Source organism: Thermogladius calderae 1633, assembly GCF_000264495.1.
GTDB classification, from domain to species: Archaea; Thermoproteota; Thermoprotei_A; order Sulfolobales; family Desulfurococcaceae; genus Thermogladius; species Thermogladius calderae.
Map to the genome: position 1 here is coordinate 724,984 of NC_017954.1, position 14,921 is coordinate 739,904.

Annotated in this window: 13 protein-coding genes; 7 read left to right on the forward strand and 6 right to left on the reverse strand. The window is 55.3% G+C overall.

All coding sequences use genetic code 11. The annotated features are described in order from the left end of the window. Window positions 1–14 precede the first annotated feature (14 nt). A complete protein-coding gene (gene asnS / locus TCELL_RS04150) occupies window positions 15–1,313 on the reverse strand; it encodes an asparagine--tRNA ligase (protein ID WP_014737469.1) in 1,299 nt (432 codons plus the stop codon). Window positions 1,314–1,419: 106 nt separating this feature from the next. Beyond that, the gene (gene rimI / locus TCELL_RS04155) at window positions 1,420–1,977 is read right to left on the reverse strand and encodes a ribosomal protein S18-alanine N-acetyltransferase (RefSeq protein ID WP_014737470.1); all 558 of its coding nucleotides are present in this window, start codon (window positions 1,975–1,977) and stop codon (window positions 1,420–1,422) included. A gap of 49 nt (window positions 1,978–2,026) precedes the next feature. Here rimI and coaBC point away from each other — a divergent pair, with 49 nt between their 5' ends. The 3 genes from coaBC to TCELL_RS04170 all read left to right on the forward strand — a co-directional run bounded on the left by coaBC (window position 2,027) and on the right by TCELL_RS04170 (window position 5,617). Next, window positions 2,027–3,247: a bifunctional phosphopantothenoylcysteine decarboxylase/phosphopantothenate--cysteine ligase CoaBC gene (gene coaBC, locus TCELL_RS04160; protein ID WP_238528994.1), complete on the forward strand. Its 1,221-nt coding sequence runs from the start codon at window positions 2,027–2,029 to the stop codon at window positions 3,245–3,247. A 135-nt stretch (window positions 3,248–3,382) separates the two neighbouring features. Then, window positions 3,383–4,333: a cation efflux transmembrane domain-containing protein gene (locus tag TCELL_RS04165; RefSeq protein ID WP_014737472.1), complete on the forward strand. Its 951-nt coding sequence runs from the start codon at window positions 3,383–3,385 to the stop codon at window positions 4,331–4,333. Window positions 4,334–4,408: 75 nt separating this feature from the next. Continuing rightward, the gene (locus TCELL_RS04170) at window positions 4,409–5,617 is read left to right on the forward strand and encodes an aminotransferase-like domain-containing protein (protein ID WP_048163090.1); all 1,209 of its coding nucleotides are present in this window, start codon (window positions 4,409–4,411) and stop codon (window positions 5,615–5,617) included. A gap of 6 nt (window positions 5,618–5,623) precedes the next feature. On the opposite strand, the gene gcvH is transcribed toward TCELL_RS04170, so the two are convergent. Together gcvH and glyA are read right to left on the reverse strand one after the other, a co-directional pair. Further along, window positions 5,624–6,064 carry a glycine cleavage system protein GcvH gene (gene gcvH, locus TCELL_RS04175; RefSeq protein ID WP_014737474.1) on the reverse strand — a complete coding sequence of 147 codons (441 nt, stop codon included), beginning with the start codon at window positions 6,062–6,064 and terminating at the stop codon, window positions 5,624–5,626. 10 nt (window positions 6,065–6,074) lie between these two features. Then, window positions 6,075–7,388 carry a serine hydroxymethyltransferase gene (gene glyA / locus TCELL_RS04180; RefSeq protein ID WP_014737475.1) on the reverse strand — a complete coding sequence of 438 codons (1,314 nt, stop codon included), beginning with the start codon at window positions 7,386–7,388 and terminating at the stop codon, window positions 6,075–6,077. Window positions 7,389–7,453: 65 nt separating this feature from the next. On the opposite strand from glyA, the gene TCELL_RS04185 reads away from it, so the two are divergent. Further along, window positions 7,454–8,557 (forward strand): ATP-NAD kinase family protein, encoded by a 1,104-nt coding sequence (locus tag TCELL_RS04185; RefSeq protein WP_048163696.1) that lies wholly within the window; start codon window positions 7,454–7,456, stop codon window positions 8,555–8,557. A 5-nt stretch (window positions 8,558–8,562) separates the two neighbouring features. Here TCELL_RS04185 and gcvT read toward each other — a convergent pair whose 3' ends face one another. Further along, window positions 8,563–9,678, reverse strand: coding sequence for a glycine cleavage system aminomethyltransferase GcvT (gene gcvT, locus TCELL_RS04190; protein ID WP_014737477.1), 1,116 nt, complete (start codon window positions 9,676–9,678; stop codon window positions 8,563–8,565). A gap of 90 nt (window positions 9,679–9,768) precedes the next feature. Between gcvT and gcvPA the strand changes: the two genes are divergently transcribed. From gcvPA to lpdA, 3 genes are read left to right on the forward strand one after another with little or no spacing between them, the layout of a single operon-like run. After that, complete coding sequence (gene gcvPA, locus TCELL_RS04195; protein ID WP_048163093.1) at window positions 9,769–11,196, forward strand: aminomethyl-transferring glycine dehydrogenase subunit GcvPA; 1,428 nt, start codon at window positions 9,769–9,771, stop codon at window positions 11,194–11,196. Between the two features lies 1 nt (window position 11,197). Beyond that, a complete protein-coding gene (gene gcvPB, locus TCELL_RS04200; protein WP_014737479.1) occupies window positions 11,198–12,757 on the forward strand; it encodes an aminomethyl-transferring glycine dehydrogenase subunit GcvPB in 1,560 nt (519 codons plus the stop codon). Continuing rightward, a complete protein-coding gene (lpdA, locus tag TCELL_RS04205) occupies window positions 12,754–14,124 on the forward strand; it encodes a dihydrolipoyl dehydrogenase (RefSeq protein ID WP_014737480.1) in 1,371 nt (456 codons plus the stop codon). The genes gcvPB and lpdA overlap by 4 nt, the downstream gene beginning before the upstream one ends. 48 nt (window positions 14,125–14,172) lie before the next feature. Here the strand turns inward: lpdA and TCELL_RS04210 are convergent, their stop codons facing one another. Then, complete coding sequence (locus TCELL_RS04210) at window positions 14,173–14,892, reverse strand: ParB N-terminal domain-containing protein (RefSeq protein WP_014737481.1); 720 nt, start codon at window positions 14,890–14,892, stop codon at window positions 14,173–14,175. Between the last annotated feature and the right edge of the window lie 29 nt (window positions 14,893–14,921).

The window sequence follows — 14,921 nt, forward strand, 5'->3', positions numbered from 1 at the left end:
TCGCCCATCGGTCTCTAGGGGTATATCCTACCCCTGAACCTCGGGAACGGTATGGCGTCCCTTATGTGGTCGAGCCCAGCGATCCACATCAGTAGCCTCTCGATCCCCAGCCCGAAACCGCTGTGGACTACGGTTCCGTACTTCCTGAGGTCCAGGTACCACTTGTAGTCGTCTACGTTGTACCCGTTCTCGATTATCCTCTGCAGCAGCTTGTCGTAGTCGTCTTCACGCTGGCTACCCCCGACTACCTCCCCGTAACCCTCGGGGGCAAGCAGGTCGAAGCCTAAGACGACTCTCGGATCCTCCGGGTCTAGCTTCATGTAGAAGCTCTTGACCTCCTTGGGGAAGTGCGTCACGAAGAACGGTCTGTCGAACTCCTGCGTGAGTAGCCTTTCCTCGTCCGCGCCCAGGTCGCTACCCCACTTTATATCCACACCCTTCTTTTGGAGTATCTCGATCGCCTCGTCGTACTTTACCCTAGGGTAGGGTGTCTCCACGGCGGTCTTCAAGAAGTCCACGTTCCTGCCAAGCGCGTCCAGCTCTCTCCTCCTCTCCTCTAGAACCCTGTCGACGATGTGGGAGACGAGGTTTTCTACTACTCTCATCATGTCCTCCATGTCGTACCACGCGGCTTCGGCCTCCAGGTGCCAGTACTCTGCGAGGTGGCGCCTAGTCCTACTCTGCTCGGCCCTGAAACTAGGGGTGAGGCTCCAGACCTTCTCCAAGCTGAATATCATGACCTCGAGGTACAGCTGAGCGCTCTGGCTCAAATAGGCCTGCTTTTCGAAGTACTGGACTGGGAATAGAGTAGCACCGCCCTCGCAAGCCGAGGCGGTGAGTATGGGTGGGGTCACCTCCCACCAGCCGTCCTTCTTGAACCACTCCCTACCCGCGTCGAGTATCGTGTGCTTGATCTTCCATATCGCGGTGTACTTCGGGCTCCTAATGACGAGGTGCCTGTTGTCTAGGAGGTACTCGACCCCCTCACCACCCTTTATAGGGAAGTCCCTGCTGTAGCCCAGTATTCTGAAGGAGTCTGCTACGACCTCATACCCTGTTGGCGCCCTAGGCTGCTTTGTTACAGTACCACACGCCTCGACGCTAGCCTCTAAACCTATGTCCTTTAGCGTCTTGACGAGCTCCTCCCCCAGGACAGCCTCGTCTACTACTACTTGGATTACTCCTGTCGAGTCCCTTACCCTGACAAAAGCCTTGCCTCCTACCACACTCCTACGGTAAATCCAACCCCTTAGACAAACCCTCTTACCCGCCATATCGTCGCTTAGTAGCTCGCTGATCTGATGGAAGAACATCCACGCCCCCCGACACCATGATAAGCCATAGGTCAATATAAACAGGTTGCCGCATTAAACTTTGGGAACACGGTACGTTATGCCCGTCGAGACCCGTCGGGGGCGTCTATAGAGGCCTTGCCATCACGTAGGCGTCTTCCCCGTCTAGGTAGTAGCCCCTGGCCACCTTGACGACTTCGTAACCTAGCTTCCTGTACAAGTTTATCGCGGGCTGGTTGGAGACCCTGACCTCTAGGTAGGTCTCCTCGCACTTGTAGTTGTTCTTCATACTGTGTATTCCATGCGCCATCAAGGCGAAGCCTAGGCTCTTACCCCTGTGCTCCTTTAGTACCGCTATGCTTACTACGTGCCCGCTCCTAATTATGAAGTGCCTGAAGAACCCGGGCTTCCACTCCACTCTGTTCATTATGTATCCCACGACCCTGCCGCTTGGGTCTACGGCAACGTAGAAGGCTTTACCGTAGTGCTCGTAAAGCTCGTAGAAGAACTCGTCTGGGTAGTGCTCTGGAAGCGACACCATGTTTATCTCGATGACGCTCTTTATGTCCTCCCTCGTCGCCGGCCTAATTGTGTAGTCGGCTGCTTCAGCGGCCAACCTCTTCTTGGCCTCTTCAAGTATCTCTTCTATGCTGGGCCTCTTAGTCTCTGTTTTCAAGTCGTCCACCAGGACGTTATATATGCTCTGGCGAATAATCTATTTTACGGTGACATAGTTGAGTTTGCCTGAGGAGATCAAGCCCAGGGAAGTGACGCCACTAAGAGAGAAAAAGATCGTTCTCGGCTTGACGGCGAGTAGCGCGGTTTACAGGTCGATAGACCTTGCTAGAGAGCTTATGAGGCTGGGCGCTAGCGTCAGGGCGGTCATGACGAAGGCCTCCACGAGGCTGATAGGGCCCGATCTAGTCTACTGGGCCACGGGATGGGAACCGTTCATTGAGTCTACGGGGAGGACAGAGCACATCGACCTAGCTAAGTGGGGTGATGCGATGGTGGTAGCCCCTGCCACTCTAAACACGATGGGGAAGATAGCAAGCGGAGTCCTCGACGAGTTGCTCCACTTGACCGCTGCCACCATGATGGGGGACGGAAAGCGAGTGGTTTTCGTGCCAGCCATGAACCTTAGGTTATACAACTCCCCGCAGTACAAGAGGGTAGAAGAGACCCTTAGGTCCTACGGCGCTGTCATAATAAGGCCAATGATAGAAGAGGGTAAGGCCAAGTACCCCCCGCTCCCGGATCTCGTCCACTGCGTCGAGGCAACCGTCAACAGGGGGGCGGATCTAGAGGGTAGAAGAGTCCTGGTGACAGCTGGTGCCACAGTCCAAAGGATTGACCCGGTAAGGGTCATTACTAACCCTAGTAGCGGTCTGATGGGTGTCCTTGTGGCTAGGGAGGCGGCCTGCAGGGGCGCTGTCGTCGACCTGGTCTATGGGAGAATGAGCCTGCCGCCCCCGTACAACGTTAACAAGTACTACGCTGAGGAGACAAGCGACATGGCGAGTATAGTTAAGGAGCTAACCGCGACACACGTATACGACGCGGCGGTATTCGCGGCCGCACCAGCGGATTACAAGCCGGTGGAGACAAGCCCAACCAAAATACCGACTTCGAAAACCGAAAGGCTCACTCTCACTTTAGTCCCCACAGAGAAAGTCATAGCCTCTGTGACGAAGAGGCCGAAGGTAGTAGTGGCCTTCGCGGCAGAGACGTCTTCCGGTAGAGAACTCGTCGAGAGAGGTACGGCCAAGCTCGCCGAGTACCAGGCAGACCTAATGGTTGCACACAACGTACTGACAAGGGGTGCCGGCTTCTCTGAGAGCTACCTGGACTCCGTCCTGATAACCCCCAGCGGGGTTAGAGAACTCGGCTTTATGCATAAGCTCGAGCTCGCCAGGTACATAGTCGACTTCGTGTCCGGGAACTTGCCAAAGTAACTCCCCAACGATGAAAAAGGTATATAAGAGGCGCATAATATCACGCAAAAGAGGAGCTACGTACTACTTTTGAACAGGGAACTACTCTCATCTAGGTTGCCGCCTTCACTCGAGAGTTGTTTCGGGTGAAGTGAAATGGCCAACCTTACCTTGAGGCTTAAATGGGCTAGTAGAGTCCTAACGTACACGTTTGCACTCGGGTTACTCGGCGTTTTAATCGACTCGGTGTTCGTTGTCTTCCTGAACAACATAATACTGTTCACAGACTTGATACACTGGGTCACGGACTCGCTCCTAGAGCTAACCCTGCTACTTGGGCTATACTTCGCGAGCCGCCTGAGTAGGAGGTACCCTATGGGTGTTGTGGTCCTGGAGTCGACACTGGGCCTGTTAATAGCTCTAACCGTGGTCGGCGTCTACTTCTACGTCTTCTACGACTTCTTGAACGGCCTTCTATACGCGAGTGAAGAGGCTGCTGTTAACGTATACTCCAGTATTGCCACGATCGCCGGGACCGCTCTTACCGTCTTGGCGTACACCACGTTGAAGAAAGGGTTCGAGAAGTACAATGTAGAGACTCTTAGGTACGAGTCCACGCACGCGCTAGTTGACGTACTGGCAGGTGTAACAGCCACCGCGGGGATACTAGTCACATCTATAACAAGGAGTACGGCTCTAGAAGTACTGTTCACGGTCGTGTTGATGATGTTCATACTCCACAGCGTACAGGGCATAGTCAGCGACAGCGTGTCCCTGATAAGGGGCGAGAACCTCGACTACAAGATGAGCCTCGCAGTAATGAACAGCATCCAAGACCTTCTGGCTACTGCGGGGGCCCGCGTTAAGTCTGTTGAAGCAAGGAAGCTCACGTCGTTCTACGTGATCAGCGTCGAGGTGTACATCGACCCCCTCACCACGATAAGAGACGCTTTCAAATTGAGGAGGAAGATAGTCAAGAGAGTGGTCGAGCTCTACGACACGGTATACCACGTAGACGTCAGATTCCACCCGGAGGTCACGTTTGAAAGGGTTACGGAGGGCGAGAGGTCTCGGGGAAACGAGTTGAAGGCGAGGAGGAAGAGGTAAGTGCTTACCTGTCCACTGAACTAACGCTAAGAATTTATTCTCTAGCGAAACCCATTATGCAATTGTGTGGTGTTGATGTCAGCGGCTTACAAGTTCTCCTACCGGGTAAACTTCGTTAAACCATCCCCGATAAGGACTCTCGTCTCAAAGATATCGGCGATCTCCGCTACGAGAAAAGTTGTATCGTTTGCGGCCGGCGAGCCGGACCCCAACGTAATACCGAGAGACCTCTACTCTACTATTCTCGGCAAGGTCCTCCACGAGGAGGCCAAGTCCTGCAACTACTCTCCAACTGAGGGGCTCCCCTCGCTCAGGAAATCTATTGCTGATTTCATGTGGAGGTACGAGGGCGTTAAGACCAGCGAGGACAACGTACTGGTGACGGTTGGTGGGAGTCAGGCGATCGACCTACTAGGCAAGCTCTTTATAGACCCTGGGGATCACGTGATCCTCGAAAACCCCAGCTATGTTAACACGATGGTCGACTGGGAGTTCTACGGGGCACGGCTTGTCGGTGTCGGCGTCGATGCTGAAGGGGTTGATACCCAGAACCTCGAGGCTGTCGTGAAGAGACTTCTATCGGAGGGTAGAAGGGTAAAACTCGTCTACACGATACCCACAGGACACAACCCTGCCGGGGTCGTCATGAGCGAGGATAGGAGAAAGCATTTAGTCGAGATCGCGTCGAGGTACGACCTCCTGGTCGTCGAGGACGCCGCGTACAATCACTTGGTCTACGAGGGTAGCTACAAGCCGCTCTCCCACTACGACAAGGAGGGGAGGGTTGTCTACGTCGGAAGCTTCAGCAAGGTGCTCGGGACGGGTCTACGCATAGGCTGGCTCAATGCCTCCTCCGAAATAGTGGAAGTCGTAAAGGCGATTAAAGGCCCCAGCGACATGTGCGCTCCAGTCCCGATGCAACTTCTGGTAGACCGGGTCTTAAGAGAGGGCCTATACGACCAGATAAAGAGGAGGGCCGTGGAGGAGTACGCGAGAAAGCGTGACACTATGATGTCCGCACTGGACGAGTACGTCCAGGGAGCCGTGTACAATAGGCCGCGCGGTGGCATGTTCATACTGCTGAAACTCCCCGTAGACGTAGACTCGGAGGTCTTCGCCGACAGGTTACTGGAGAAGTACAGCGTGGCGGTAGTCCCCGCAAAACCATTCTACCTCGACGACTCCGGGAGGAGTAGCATCAGGCTCAACTTTACAATGGTTAAAGCAGACGAGATCGAGGACGGTATTAAAAAGCTCGGGCTTCTAATCAGGGAGCTCGCCTAGTAAAGGTCAGTGGGCATGTCTCCTGATCTTCTCGGCGTAGGCCTCGGGTTTCAACAGGCTGTTGAGTTCGTTCAGGTCCTTGATCTCCAGCTCGAATATCCAGCCCTCGCCGTATGGGTCTTTGTTTATCAGCTCAGGTGTATCGGTGAGCTTCTCGTTGACCCTGGTAACTACACCTGACACAGGTGCGTAGTAGTGGGAGGTCGCCTTCACAGAGTCTAGACTCCCCACCGCCTTCCCCTTCTTCACCTCTGTGCCAACCTCCGGTAGCTCGACGCCGACTATGTCTCTGAGCTCTTTCTGAGCGTAGTCTGTTACACCTACAATGCCTTTGTTGCCCTCGACCTTAATCCACTCGTCGCTCTCGGTGTAGAGCCTGTCCGTCTTCACCACGTACTTCTTTTTCCCCACTTCTACCACTATCTCCCCGCTAGACACACTACCCACCTACCCGGTGTTATGGATGCAGTAGGAGAGACAATAACTTTACCTCGTCCTCTCTCGAGATCTTGAAGCAGTACTGGACCTCGAGGAACTCCTTCCTGAACTCGATTACTTTTCGCCTGACCTCCGCTGGGTCCCTCTTGTCCACGACTACCTGCTTGATGAGCTCGGCTATCTCGTCCATCTCCCCCTCTCTCATCCCCCACCTCGTGACCTCCTGCACGCCTATCCTGATACCCGAGGGGTCTTTCACGTCCTCCGGCCTGTCCCACGGCAACATGTTCTTGTTGACTATTATGTTCGCTTCTTCGAGGGCTGTTGCCACCTTTGTACCCCTGCCGTGCCTCGAGACGTCTAAGACTACCTGGTGGCTCTCGGTGTAGCCCTTCTCCTCCATCACGACCTTGATCCCCCTACTCGCTAGAGCCTGAGCGAGGGCCTTGGCGTTCTTCACAACCTGGCTTGCGTAGTCCCTCCCGAACTCTCTCATCTCGAGGGCCGTGATCGCGGTGGCGGCTAGTCTGTGTAAGTGGTGGTTGGAGACGAACATGGGGAATATGACTTTACCTATCTCCTTGTAGTCCTCCTCTAGTCTCGTTGCGAACAGGCCTCCTTGTGGTCCCGGAAACGTCTTGTGCGTCGAGGACGTTATGACGTCGGCTCCCTCGGTGAGGGGGTTGGGCCAGACTCCCCCCACGATGAGGCCTAGTACGTGTGCGACGTCGTGTATCACCTTGGCACCAACGCTGTGCGCGGCCTCAGCGATCGGTCTAGTGGGGTGGGGGAATATGTAGAGTGAGCCCCCGAGCGTGACGATCTTGGGCTTGACTTCTTCGATCAGTTTAACCGCCTTGTCCACATCTATATTCCACTCCTCGAGAGAGAACGGCATGTCTATCTGCTCTATCCCGAGAGCGCCTAGTGTGCCGTAGCGTGTGTGGCTAACGTGCGCCCCTGCTTGGACTGGCGCCACTACAGCCTTGTCCCCGGGCTTGGTGAAGGTCCTGAAAGCAGCAGCGTTGGCTGTAGTACCGCTGACCGGTCTTAAGTCAACGAACTTGGTGTTGAGCAGTTGGCCCATGAGTTCTGAGGCCTTCACCTCCAGTTCGTCGACGTACTTCAGCCCCTGGTAGAACCTCTTGAACGGCTTGCCTTCGGCGTACCTGTGCATCATGTCGTTCAAGTACAGTAGCATCGCGAGCGGCGACATCACGTTCTCGCTCGCTATTAGGTTGATCGTCTCCCTCTTCCTGTACCTGGTATGGGTGGTCGTAAGGTCGTATACGTGCTTTAGATCGGGGTACTTTGATAGTAGGTCCTCTAGCATTAGACCCCTTCACCTTCTTATTGTTTATACACGTATATAAGGATAACAGAGAGCCAGTGGTAGTAATGAGAGTCGGCTTCATAGTCAACCCGTATGCAGGGCTTGGGGGCGTTATAGGTAGCAAGGGGACCGACGAGAAGGCCGTAGCAAGGGCTCTCTCGCTGGGATACCAGCTGATCGCCCCTAGGCGTGCGCTCGAGTTCCTCCGGAGCATGCGTTCGAGGGAGTTTAGAATAGTGACGGCAGCGGGCCTAATGGGCGAGGAGGAGATAGCCGAGGCGGGTCTTAGCGAGCTCGTGGAAAAAGTCGTTGGGGAGAGAAAAGTTTCTACGACCAGGGAGGACACTATTGCGTCAGCCACTGAAATGCTTCGTGCGGGAGTCGACATTATCGTCTTCGTGGGGGGCGACGGCACTCTAAAGGACGTTTACAGCGTAGTCGGAGCCTCGGTGCCAGTCTTGGGCGTGCCCAGCGGGGTTAAAGTCTACAGCGGGGCTTTCGCGTACACACCACGTGACGCAGCCGGGATTCTCGAGGCCTACTTGCGTGGTAGCGGGTCTGTCGTCGAGGCGGAGGTCGTGGACGTAGACGAGGAGTTGTTCCGGTCGGATAAACTAAGCCTAAGAGTTTACGGGTACGTCAAGACTGTGAGGGTTGAGGGCCTACTCCAGCCTAGCAAAGGCACTGTGGTAGCTCCCGACGACGAAGAGAACAAGAGAGCGATAGCTAGGTACCTGTACGAGACAATGGAGGACGGCGCTTACTACATACTGGGCCCTGGTAGTACGGTGAAGGCTATAGGGGAGTTCTTACAGGACGACCTCACGCAATTGGGAGTAGACGTGGTACTCAACAAGAGAGTTGTATTGAAGGATACTTGGGAGAGGCCTCTGCTGGACATAGTCGGTAGAGGTACGAAGACGTACGTTGTCGTCACACCGATTGGGAGACAGGGCTTTATATTCGGTAGGGGTAACCAGCAGATCTCGCCGAACATACTGAGGCTTATACCAAGGGAGAATATCATCGTGGTCGCGACTCTGTCCAAGATCCGCGAGCTGGACTACTTAAGGGTCTACACTGGAGACGAGGAGGTTGACAGCAAGCTCAGGGGCTACTACAGAGTGCTAGTAGACTACGGTCAGTATATGGTGAAAAAAGCGGTTTAACCCCCTTACTTCTTGACGATGAATGGGAAGTCGACTATCTTGGCCTCGTGCCTCTTGCCTCTGACTTCTACTTCAACCTCTTCTCCCAGTATGGCGTACCTGGTGTCTATGTAGGCTTGCGCTATAGGCCTCTCTAGGATAGGCGAGTACATCCCGCTAGTGACCCATCCAACCCTGACGTCCTCGACGTAGACGGCGTCTCCGTTCCTGGGCACGATTCTCCCGGCTTCTTTCGAGAACTTCAGGCCGTACCTCACCCACCTAGGCCCCTCCTTGCGACAAGCCCTGAGAGCCTCTTCTCCGAAGAACCCTCGTTTACTCCAAGATACGGCGCCCATCCCGTACCGTAGCCCGACAGCGCAGGGGAACCTCGAGGGGTCTTCGCCGTACTCGTTCCCTCCCAACACGAAACCAGCCTCGATCCTGAGAGTGTCCCTTGCTATGAGGCCCGCCGGCTTAACCCCCAGCTTCACGAGTTGCTCGACCAGCTTAACCGCCTCGGTCGGTCTAGCCCATATCTCGAAACCGTCCTCTCCAGTCCAACCACTCCTACTCACGAGGTAGACGCTGGCGTTGCCGATTACCTCGTTCTGCCTGAACTCGAGTGGCCTGAGCCCTGAGGCCCAGCCCGCGCCGAGAGCCTCCATGACCCTAACGCTCTCTGGACCCTGTAGCGCTAGCATGGAGTACTCGCTCGTCAAGTCCGAGATCTCGACTTTGGAGCCTTTTTCAGTCTTGACGGACGCGAAGAAGCTCTTCATCTTCTCCGTGGCTAGGGCGTTCGTGACTATCAGCCACTCCTCGTCGCTCAGCTTGTATAGCATCTCGTCGTCCTTCACTCTCGCAAACTGGTTCAAGGACAGGGTGGGGCCGCTCATGAACCCTGTTTTGACCTTGCCTAAGTCCTTCGTGTAGACGTACTGCAAGAACTCGAAGGCGTCGCCGCCCCTCACTAGAAGCCTCCCCATGTGGGAGACGTCGAAGAAAGCCGCCCTCCTTCTCACTTCGAGGTGTTCTTCTATGGCGCCGCTGAACCTGTAAGGCACCTCCCACTCGCCGAACGTGCCCGGCTCGGCGCCTAGTTTTTCTATGTAGAAGTCTAGAAGCTGGATTTTAGGCATAGTCTCGATCTCCGTCTTATCAACTGTACAGATATGATTCCTCTAAGTAAATATAAACTCACGCGACATTCATTATCACGGATGAACGGAATGACCCCAGGACATTCGCAGCCGTGGATATCCACACTCAACGGCAAAGACGTAGAAAAAATGCTGAAGACGATCGGCGTCAAGAGCGTAGAGGAGCTGTTCAGCGACATACCGGAGACGTACAGGTTGAAGTTCGAAGACTGGTTGAGACTGGACATAGGGTTCGGCAGGCCCTTGTCCGAGGTTGAGCTAAAGAGGTTAATGGACGAAAAGCTTAGTAAGAACACGGTTCTGAGAACACCCCCGTTCATGGGCGGGGGCGTCTACCCTCACTACGTACCACCCGTAGTGAAGTACACAATATCGAGGGGCGAGTTCCTAACAGCTTACACACCCTACCAAGCCGAGATATCGCAGGGGCTTATGCAGGCTATCTTCGAGTACCAGAGCCTCATGGCCGAGCTTCTAGAAATGGACGTAGTGAACGCGTCGATGTACGACTGGGGCTCGGCACTGGCCGAAGCCGTTCTAATGGTCGCTAGAGTCAATAAAGGGAGGAGTAAGTTCCTCATACCGAAGAACACGAACCCGTTCCACAAGAGAGTGGTAGAAGCATACACCAGGCCCCACGGTATTAGGCTCGTGGAAGTAGGGTACGACAGGGTAACCGGTGAAGTCGACTTAGAGGACGTCAAAAGCAAATTAGACAGCGAGACGGCCGGCGTCTACGTCCAATACCCGAACTTCTTCGGGGTGATCGAGAGCGGTGTGAAGGAGGTGTTCGAGCTAGCACACGAGAGAGGGGCATTGACAGTCGCCGGGGTATACCCGGTATCCCTCGGCTTGCTCAAGCCACCGGGCGAGCTCGGAGCCGATATCGCGGTGGGCGAAGGCCAGTCCCTGGGTCTCGGAATGAACTATGGAGGACCCCACCTGGGGATATTCGCTGTCAGGTACGACATGAAGCTGATCAGGCAGATGCCCGGCAGGCTAATAGGCCTCACAACCACGAGGGACGGGAGCGAGAGGGCGTTCTCGATGGTCCTCCAGACAAGGGAGCAGCACATCAGGCGCGAGAAGGCGACCAGCAATATATGCACAAACGAGGCTCTAATGGCGATCGCCGCCGCGGTGTATATGTCGCTCCTGGGAGGTACCGGCTTGAGGAGGCTCTCCGAGATCAACTACTACAACGCCCACTACGCTCAGATGAAGCTGTCCGAGGCCGGCCTAGACACCAAGGTCTTCGAGTCAGACTTCTTCAACGAGTTCCCTGTTTCCTTCAACGGGGTCGGCTTGAGGTACAGGGAAGTCCACGAGGGGTTGCTGGCGAGGAGAATACACGGCGGGCTGTACGTCGGGGACTACTACCCCGAACTAGGCGAGACGGCCTTGTTCGCCTTCACGGAAGTGCACTCAAAGGACGACATCGACCTCCTAGCGGGCACACTGAGTGAAATCCTAAGAGGGGAAAGGGGGGTGCCGTGAGATGTTCAGGCAGGCCAAGTGGAACGAGCCAATAATTCTAGAGAACCCTGACAAGGGCTTCACGGGGCTCAGCCTAGACTCCTACAGCGACAGCACGTCTAGGGCCGTGGGCGAGATTAAAATACCAAAGGGCGTCCTCCGAGAAACCCCTCCTAGCATACCCGGTCTCCCCGAGGTCGAGGTGGTCAGGCACTATACACGGCTCTCTCAGATGTCCTACGGGGTCGACAACGGGCCGGTACCACTAGGATCCTGCACCATGAAGTACAACCCGAGGATAGCCTGGGAGATCGCATTCGACGAGAGGATCGCGAACCTCCACCCGCTCCAAGACGAGAGGACAGTGCAGGGACTACTGGAGATACTCTTCGAGCTACAGAAGTGGCTTGCCAACATCACGGGCATGGACGTCTGCACTCTCCACCCCGCGGCGGGCGCGCACGGGGAGCTGGCGGGCGTACTGACGATCCGGAGGTATCACGAGGTGAAAGGGAGGGCCGACTTGAAGAGGGAGATCATAGTTCCAGATAGTGCTCACGGGACTAACCCGGCCAGCGCCTCAATGGCTGGTTTCGTCACCGTCACCGTCCCAACGGGTGAAGACGGAAATATCGACATGGAGGCCCTCAGGGCGGTCGTCGGGAAGAGGACAGCTGGGCTGATGATCACCAACCCGAGTACCCTCGGATTGTTCGAGGAGAGGATAGGGGACATAGTGAAGCTGGTGCACGAGTACGACGCTCTACTCTACTACGATGGTGCCAACCTGAACGGCATCTTAGGGTACGCTAGGCCCGGTGACATGGGCTTCGACATCGCCCACCTAAACCTACACAAGACGTTTAGCTCCCCCCACGGTGGGGGTGGCCCCGGGGCAGGGCCGGTCTGCGTAAAGGACAGAGTGGTAGACGAGACCAGGAACATCAGACTAAGCGACCTCTTACCAGGTTACCTAGTGGTTTACGACGAGGAAAAGGGCATATACAGGCTGAAGCACCCTGGTCCTCATAGTGTCGGCCTGATAAAGTCCTTCTTCGGCAACGTCGTACCGCTGGTGTGGGCTTATGTATACATAGCATCTCTAGGGCCGCAGGGGCTAAGGAGAGTGTCCGAGCATGCCGTCCTGGCCACAAACTACTTTATCAAGCTCATCGAAGGAGTGAGAGGCTTCGAGATACCATACGGTAAAGGCAGGTTCAGGAAGAACGAGGTCGTGTTGAGCGCGAGGCCTCTCGCAGAGGAGACTGGTGTTACTGCTATGGACGTTGCGAAGGGGTTGCTCGACGCCGGCTTTTACGCGCCCACGGTCTATTTCCCCCTAATAGTGAAAGAGGCGCTACAGGTGGAGTTCACCGAGAGCGAGACTATAGAGAACATAGAGAGGTATGCTGAGAGGCTGAAGGAGATCAGTAGGGTGGCCTACGAGAACCCCGACGAGGCGAAGAAGTGGCCTATTAATACCAGCGTCAAGATCATCGACTACGTGAAGGGGGACCACCCCAGGACGCTAGCACCTACGTGGAGGGTTTACGTGAGAAAGCAGAGAGGTGAGCTATCGTGAAGCACGACGTTGTAGTTGTGGGGAGCGGTGTAGCAGGCTACCCGGCGGCGATTATGCTGGCCAGGAGGGGCCTCAAGGTCGCAGTCGTCGAGGAGCACTACCTCGGGGGCGAGTGTACAAACTACGGATGCGTACCCAGCAAGGCCTTCTACCACATTGCTGAAGCCGCTAGAACGGTGAAAAAGGTCGGGGGAAGTGCGGAGCTGTCTTGGGAGTCAATAGTAGAGTGGTCCAACTCCATGGTCGAGGCCGCTCGGCAAGGCATAGAGTACCTGTTCGAGTCTTATGGTGTTAAAGTCTACAACGGGAAGGGGGTCATCAAGGAAAACAAACGAGTGAGGGTCAAGAACGGCGAGAACGTCGAGATAGAGACGGAGAAGGTCCTTCTCGCCCTCGGTACAGACCCAAGGCCCTTGCCGGGTCTCGAGTTCGACGGGAAGCTCATTGTAAGTAACAGAGAGATCTTCCAGATGAGGGAGCGCCCCGGTTCTCTGGCTATTGTGGGTGGGGGTGTGATCGGAGTCGAGGTCGCCAATGCCTTCGTCAATCTCGGCGTAGAGGTAACTGTTGTGGAGAGGTCTAACCAGATCCTGTCGTTCCTCGACAGTGATGTAGCACAGGCAGTTAAAGGCCACTTGAGGCGTCGTGGAGTCAACGTACTAGAGGGTGTCGAGGTCGCTGGGGTGGAGAGGGGAGAGAGCGGTGTTCGCCTGAAACTGAGTGACGGGAAGGAGATAGCGGTGGATGAAGTGCTTGTTGCCGTAGGGCGTGTGCCTAAGACGTCCGGAGTTAACTTGGAGAACGTAGGGGTCGAGCTCGACAACGCTGGTTTCATCAAGGTCTCGCCTAGGCTGGAGACCAGCGTCCCCAGTATCTACGCTGCTGGAGACGTAGTCGGCGGCCCCCTGCTCGCTCACAAGGCGATGGTGGAGAGCATGATCGCGTCGAAGAACATCACGGGGATGGAGGCCCACAACATCGACTACAGGCTGGTCCCGTTGACGATTTTCACAGGCCTAGAAGTAGCCTACGTGGGTTACACGGAGAAAGAGCTCACTAAGCTGGGTATAAAGTACGTCAGGTACAAGGTACCATTGAACTTCCTCTCGGCTGTGAAAATAAAGGACGGGTCATACTCGTTCATAAAAATACTGGTCAGCGAGGACTCTTCGAAGGTCTACGGGGTCCACATAGTCGCGCCGAACGCCTCGGAGGTCATTTCGGCCTTTATCCCCGTCGTGATCGGGAAGATGATGTTCGAGGACGTCTCTCAACTCCCCTACCCGCACTTAACGGTGGGAGAGGCCCTTCGTGAGATAGCTCTCCTGATGCTGGGCGAGCCTGTGCACATTCTAGTGAGGAAGTAGGGTCTGAAGAAGGTGTGTAGGTAGCATATAGAGTGGACAAAAACTTTTTCACTCAAAAACGTATAGTTCCTCCTCGTATCTCCTGTCTAGTACAGTGCCCGGCGGCAACCTCATTATCCTTTTACTAGACAAAAGCCCCTTCACCCGCCTGTTGACCTCGTCTTTCGGCATTTCGCCCGTTAACCACTCGAGGGGGACGTTGATGTTCATGGGCCTCGCTGGTATGACGTGTCTCGTAGCCTTGTGCGTGAAGACTTCACCCCTCAAGGCGACTCTCCTCACCTCGTCTTTTGTTATCACGGGGGGTATCAGCGAGGCGGTAGCTTTACCGGATTTCACCGCGTCTATCGAGTCTTTTTCAGTCATGTAACTGATCTTGAAGCCCCTGCCCTCTAGTGCGGACTCGACCTCCTTGACTTGGTCGTAAATCCTCTTGATGTCGTTTTCTCCAGAGGACACTACATAGATGTCTGAGGGCGTGACGAGCACGCCAACAGCCTTCCTCTCGCTTAGGAGCCGTTGACCCTCCTCCATGCTACGCAGTTCCCCGACGTGGAACCCGATGCTTTTGATGGCGTCTACAAGCTGTCTCCAGTCGCCGCCTACGAAGACCCTGCCCCAAGCGTGCAGTTCTATCGACTCGTTGTCGTAGTCCACGAGGCAGACGGGTATGTACTTGAAGCCTATCTCCTTAGCCGCAGCCACCCTGTGCATCCCGTCTAGCACAACCAGCGTTTTCTCGTCGACTAGGATGGGGTCTTTAAACACCTTGTCGCTCCTTATTTTTTCTACAAGCC

Coding starts and splice junctions, on each gene's coding strand:
- gcvPB (WP_014737479.1), top strand. CDS start 11,198: ATGTTCAGGCAGGCCAAGTGGAACGAGCCAATAATTCTAGAGAACCCT.
- TCELL_RS04170 (WP_048163090.1), top strand. CDS start 4,409: ATGTCAGCGGCTTACAAGTTCTCCTACCGGGTAAACTTCGTTAAACCA.
- TCELL_RS04165 (WP_014737472.1), top strand. CDS start 3,383: ATGGCCAACCTTACCTTGAGGCTTAAATGGGCTAGTAGAGTCCTAACG.
- TCELL_RS04185 (WP_048163696.1), top strand. CDS start 7,454: ATGAGAGTCGGCTTCATAGTCAACCCGTATGCAGGGCTTGGGGGCGTT.
- gcvT (WP_014737477.1), bottom strand. CDS start 9,678: ATGCCTAAAATCCAGCTTCTAGACTTCTACATAGAAAAACTAGGCGCC.
- gcvPA (WP_048163093.1), top strand. CDS start 9,769: ATGACCCCAGGACATTCGCAGCCGTGGATATCCACACTCAACGGCAAA.
- asnS (WP_014737469.1), bottom strand. CDS start 1,313: ATGTTCTTCCATCAGATCAGCGAGCTACTAAGCGACGATATGGCGGGT.
- glyA (WP_014737475.1), bottom strand. CDS start 7,388: ATGCTAGAGGACCTACTATCAAAGTACCCCGATCTAAAGCACGTATAC.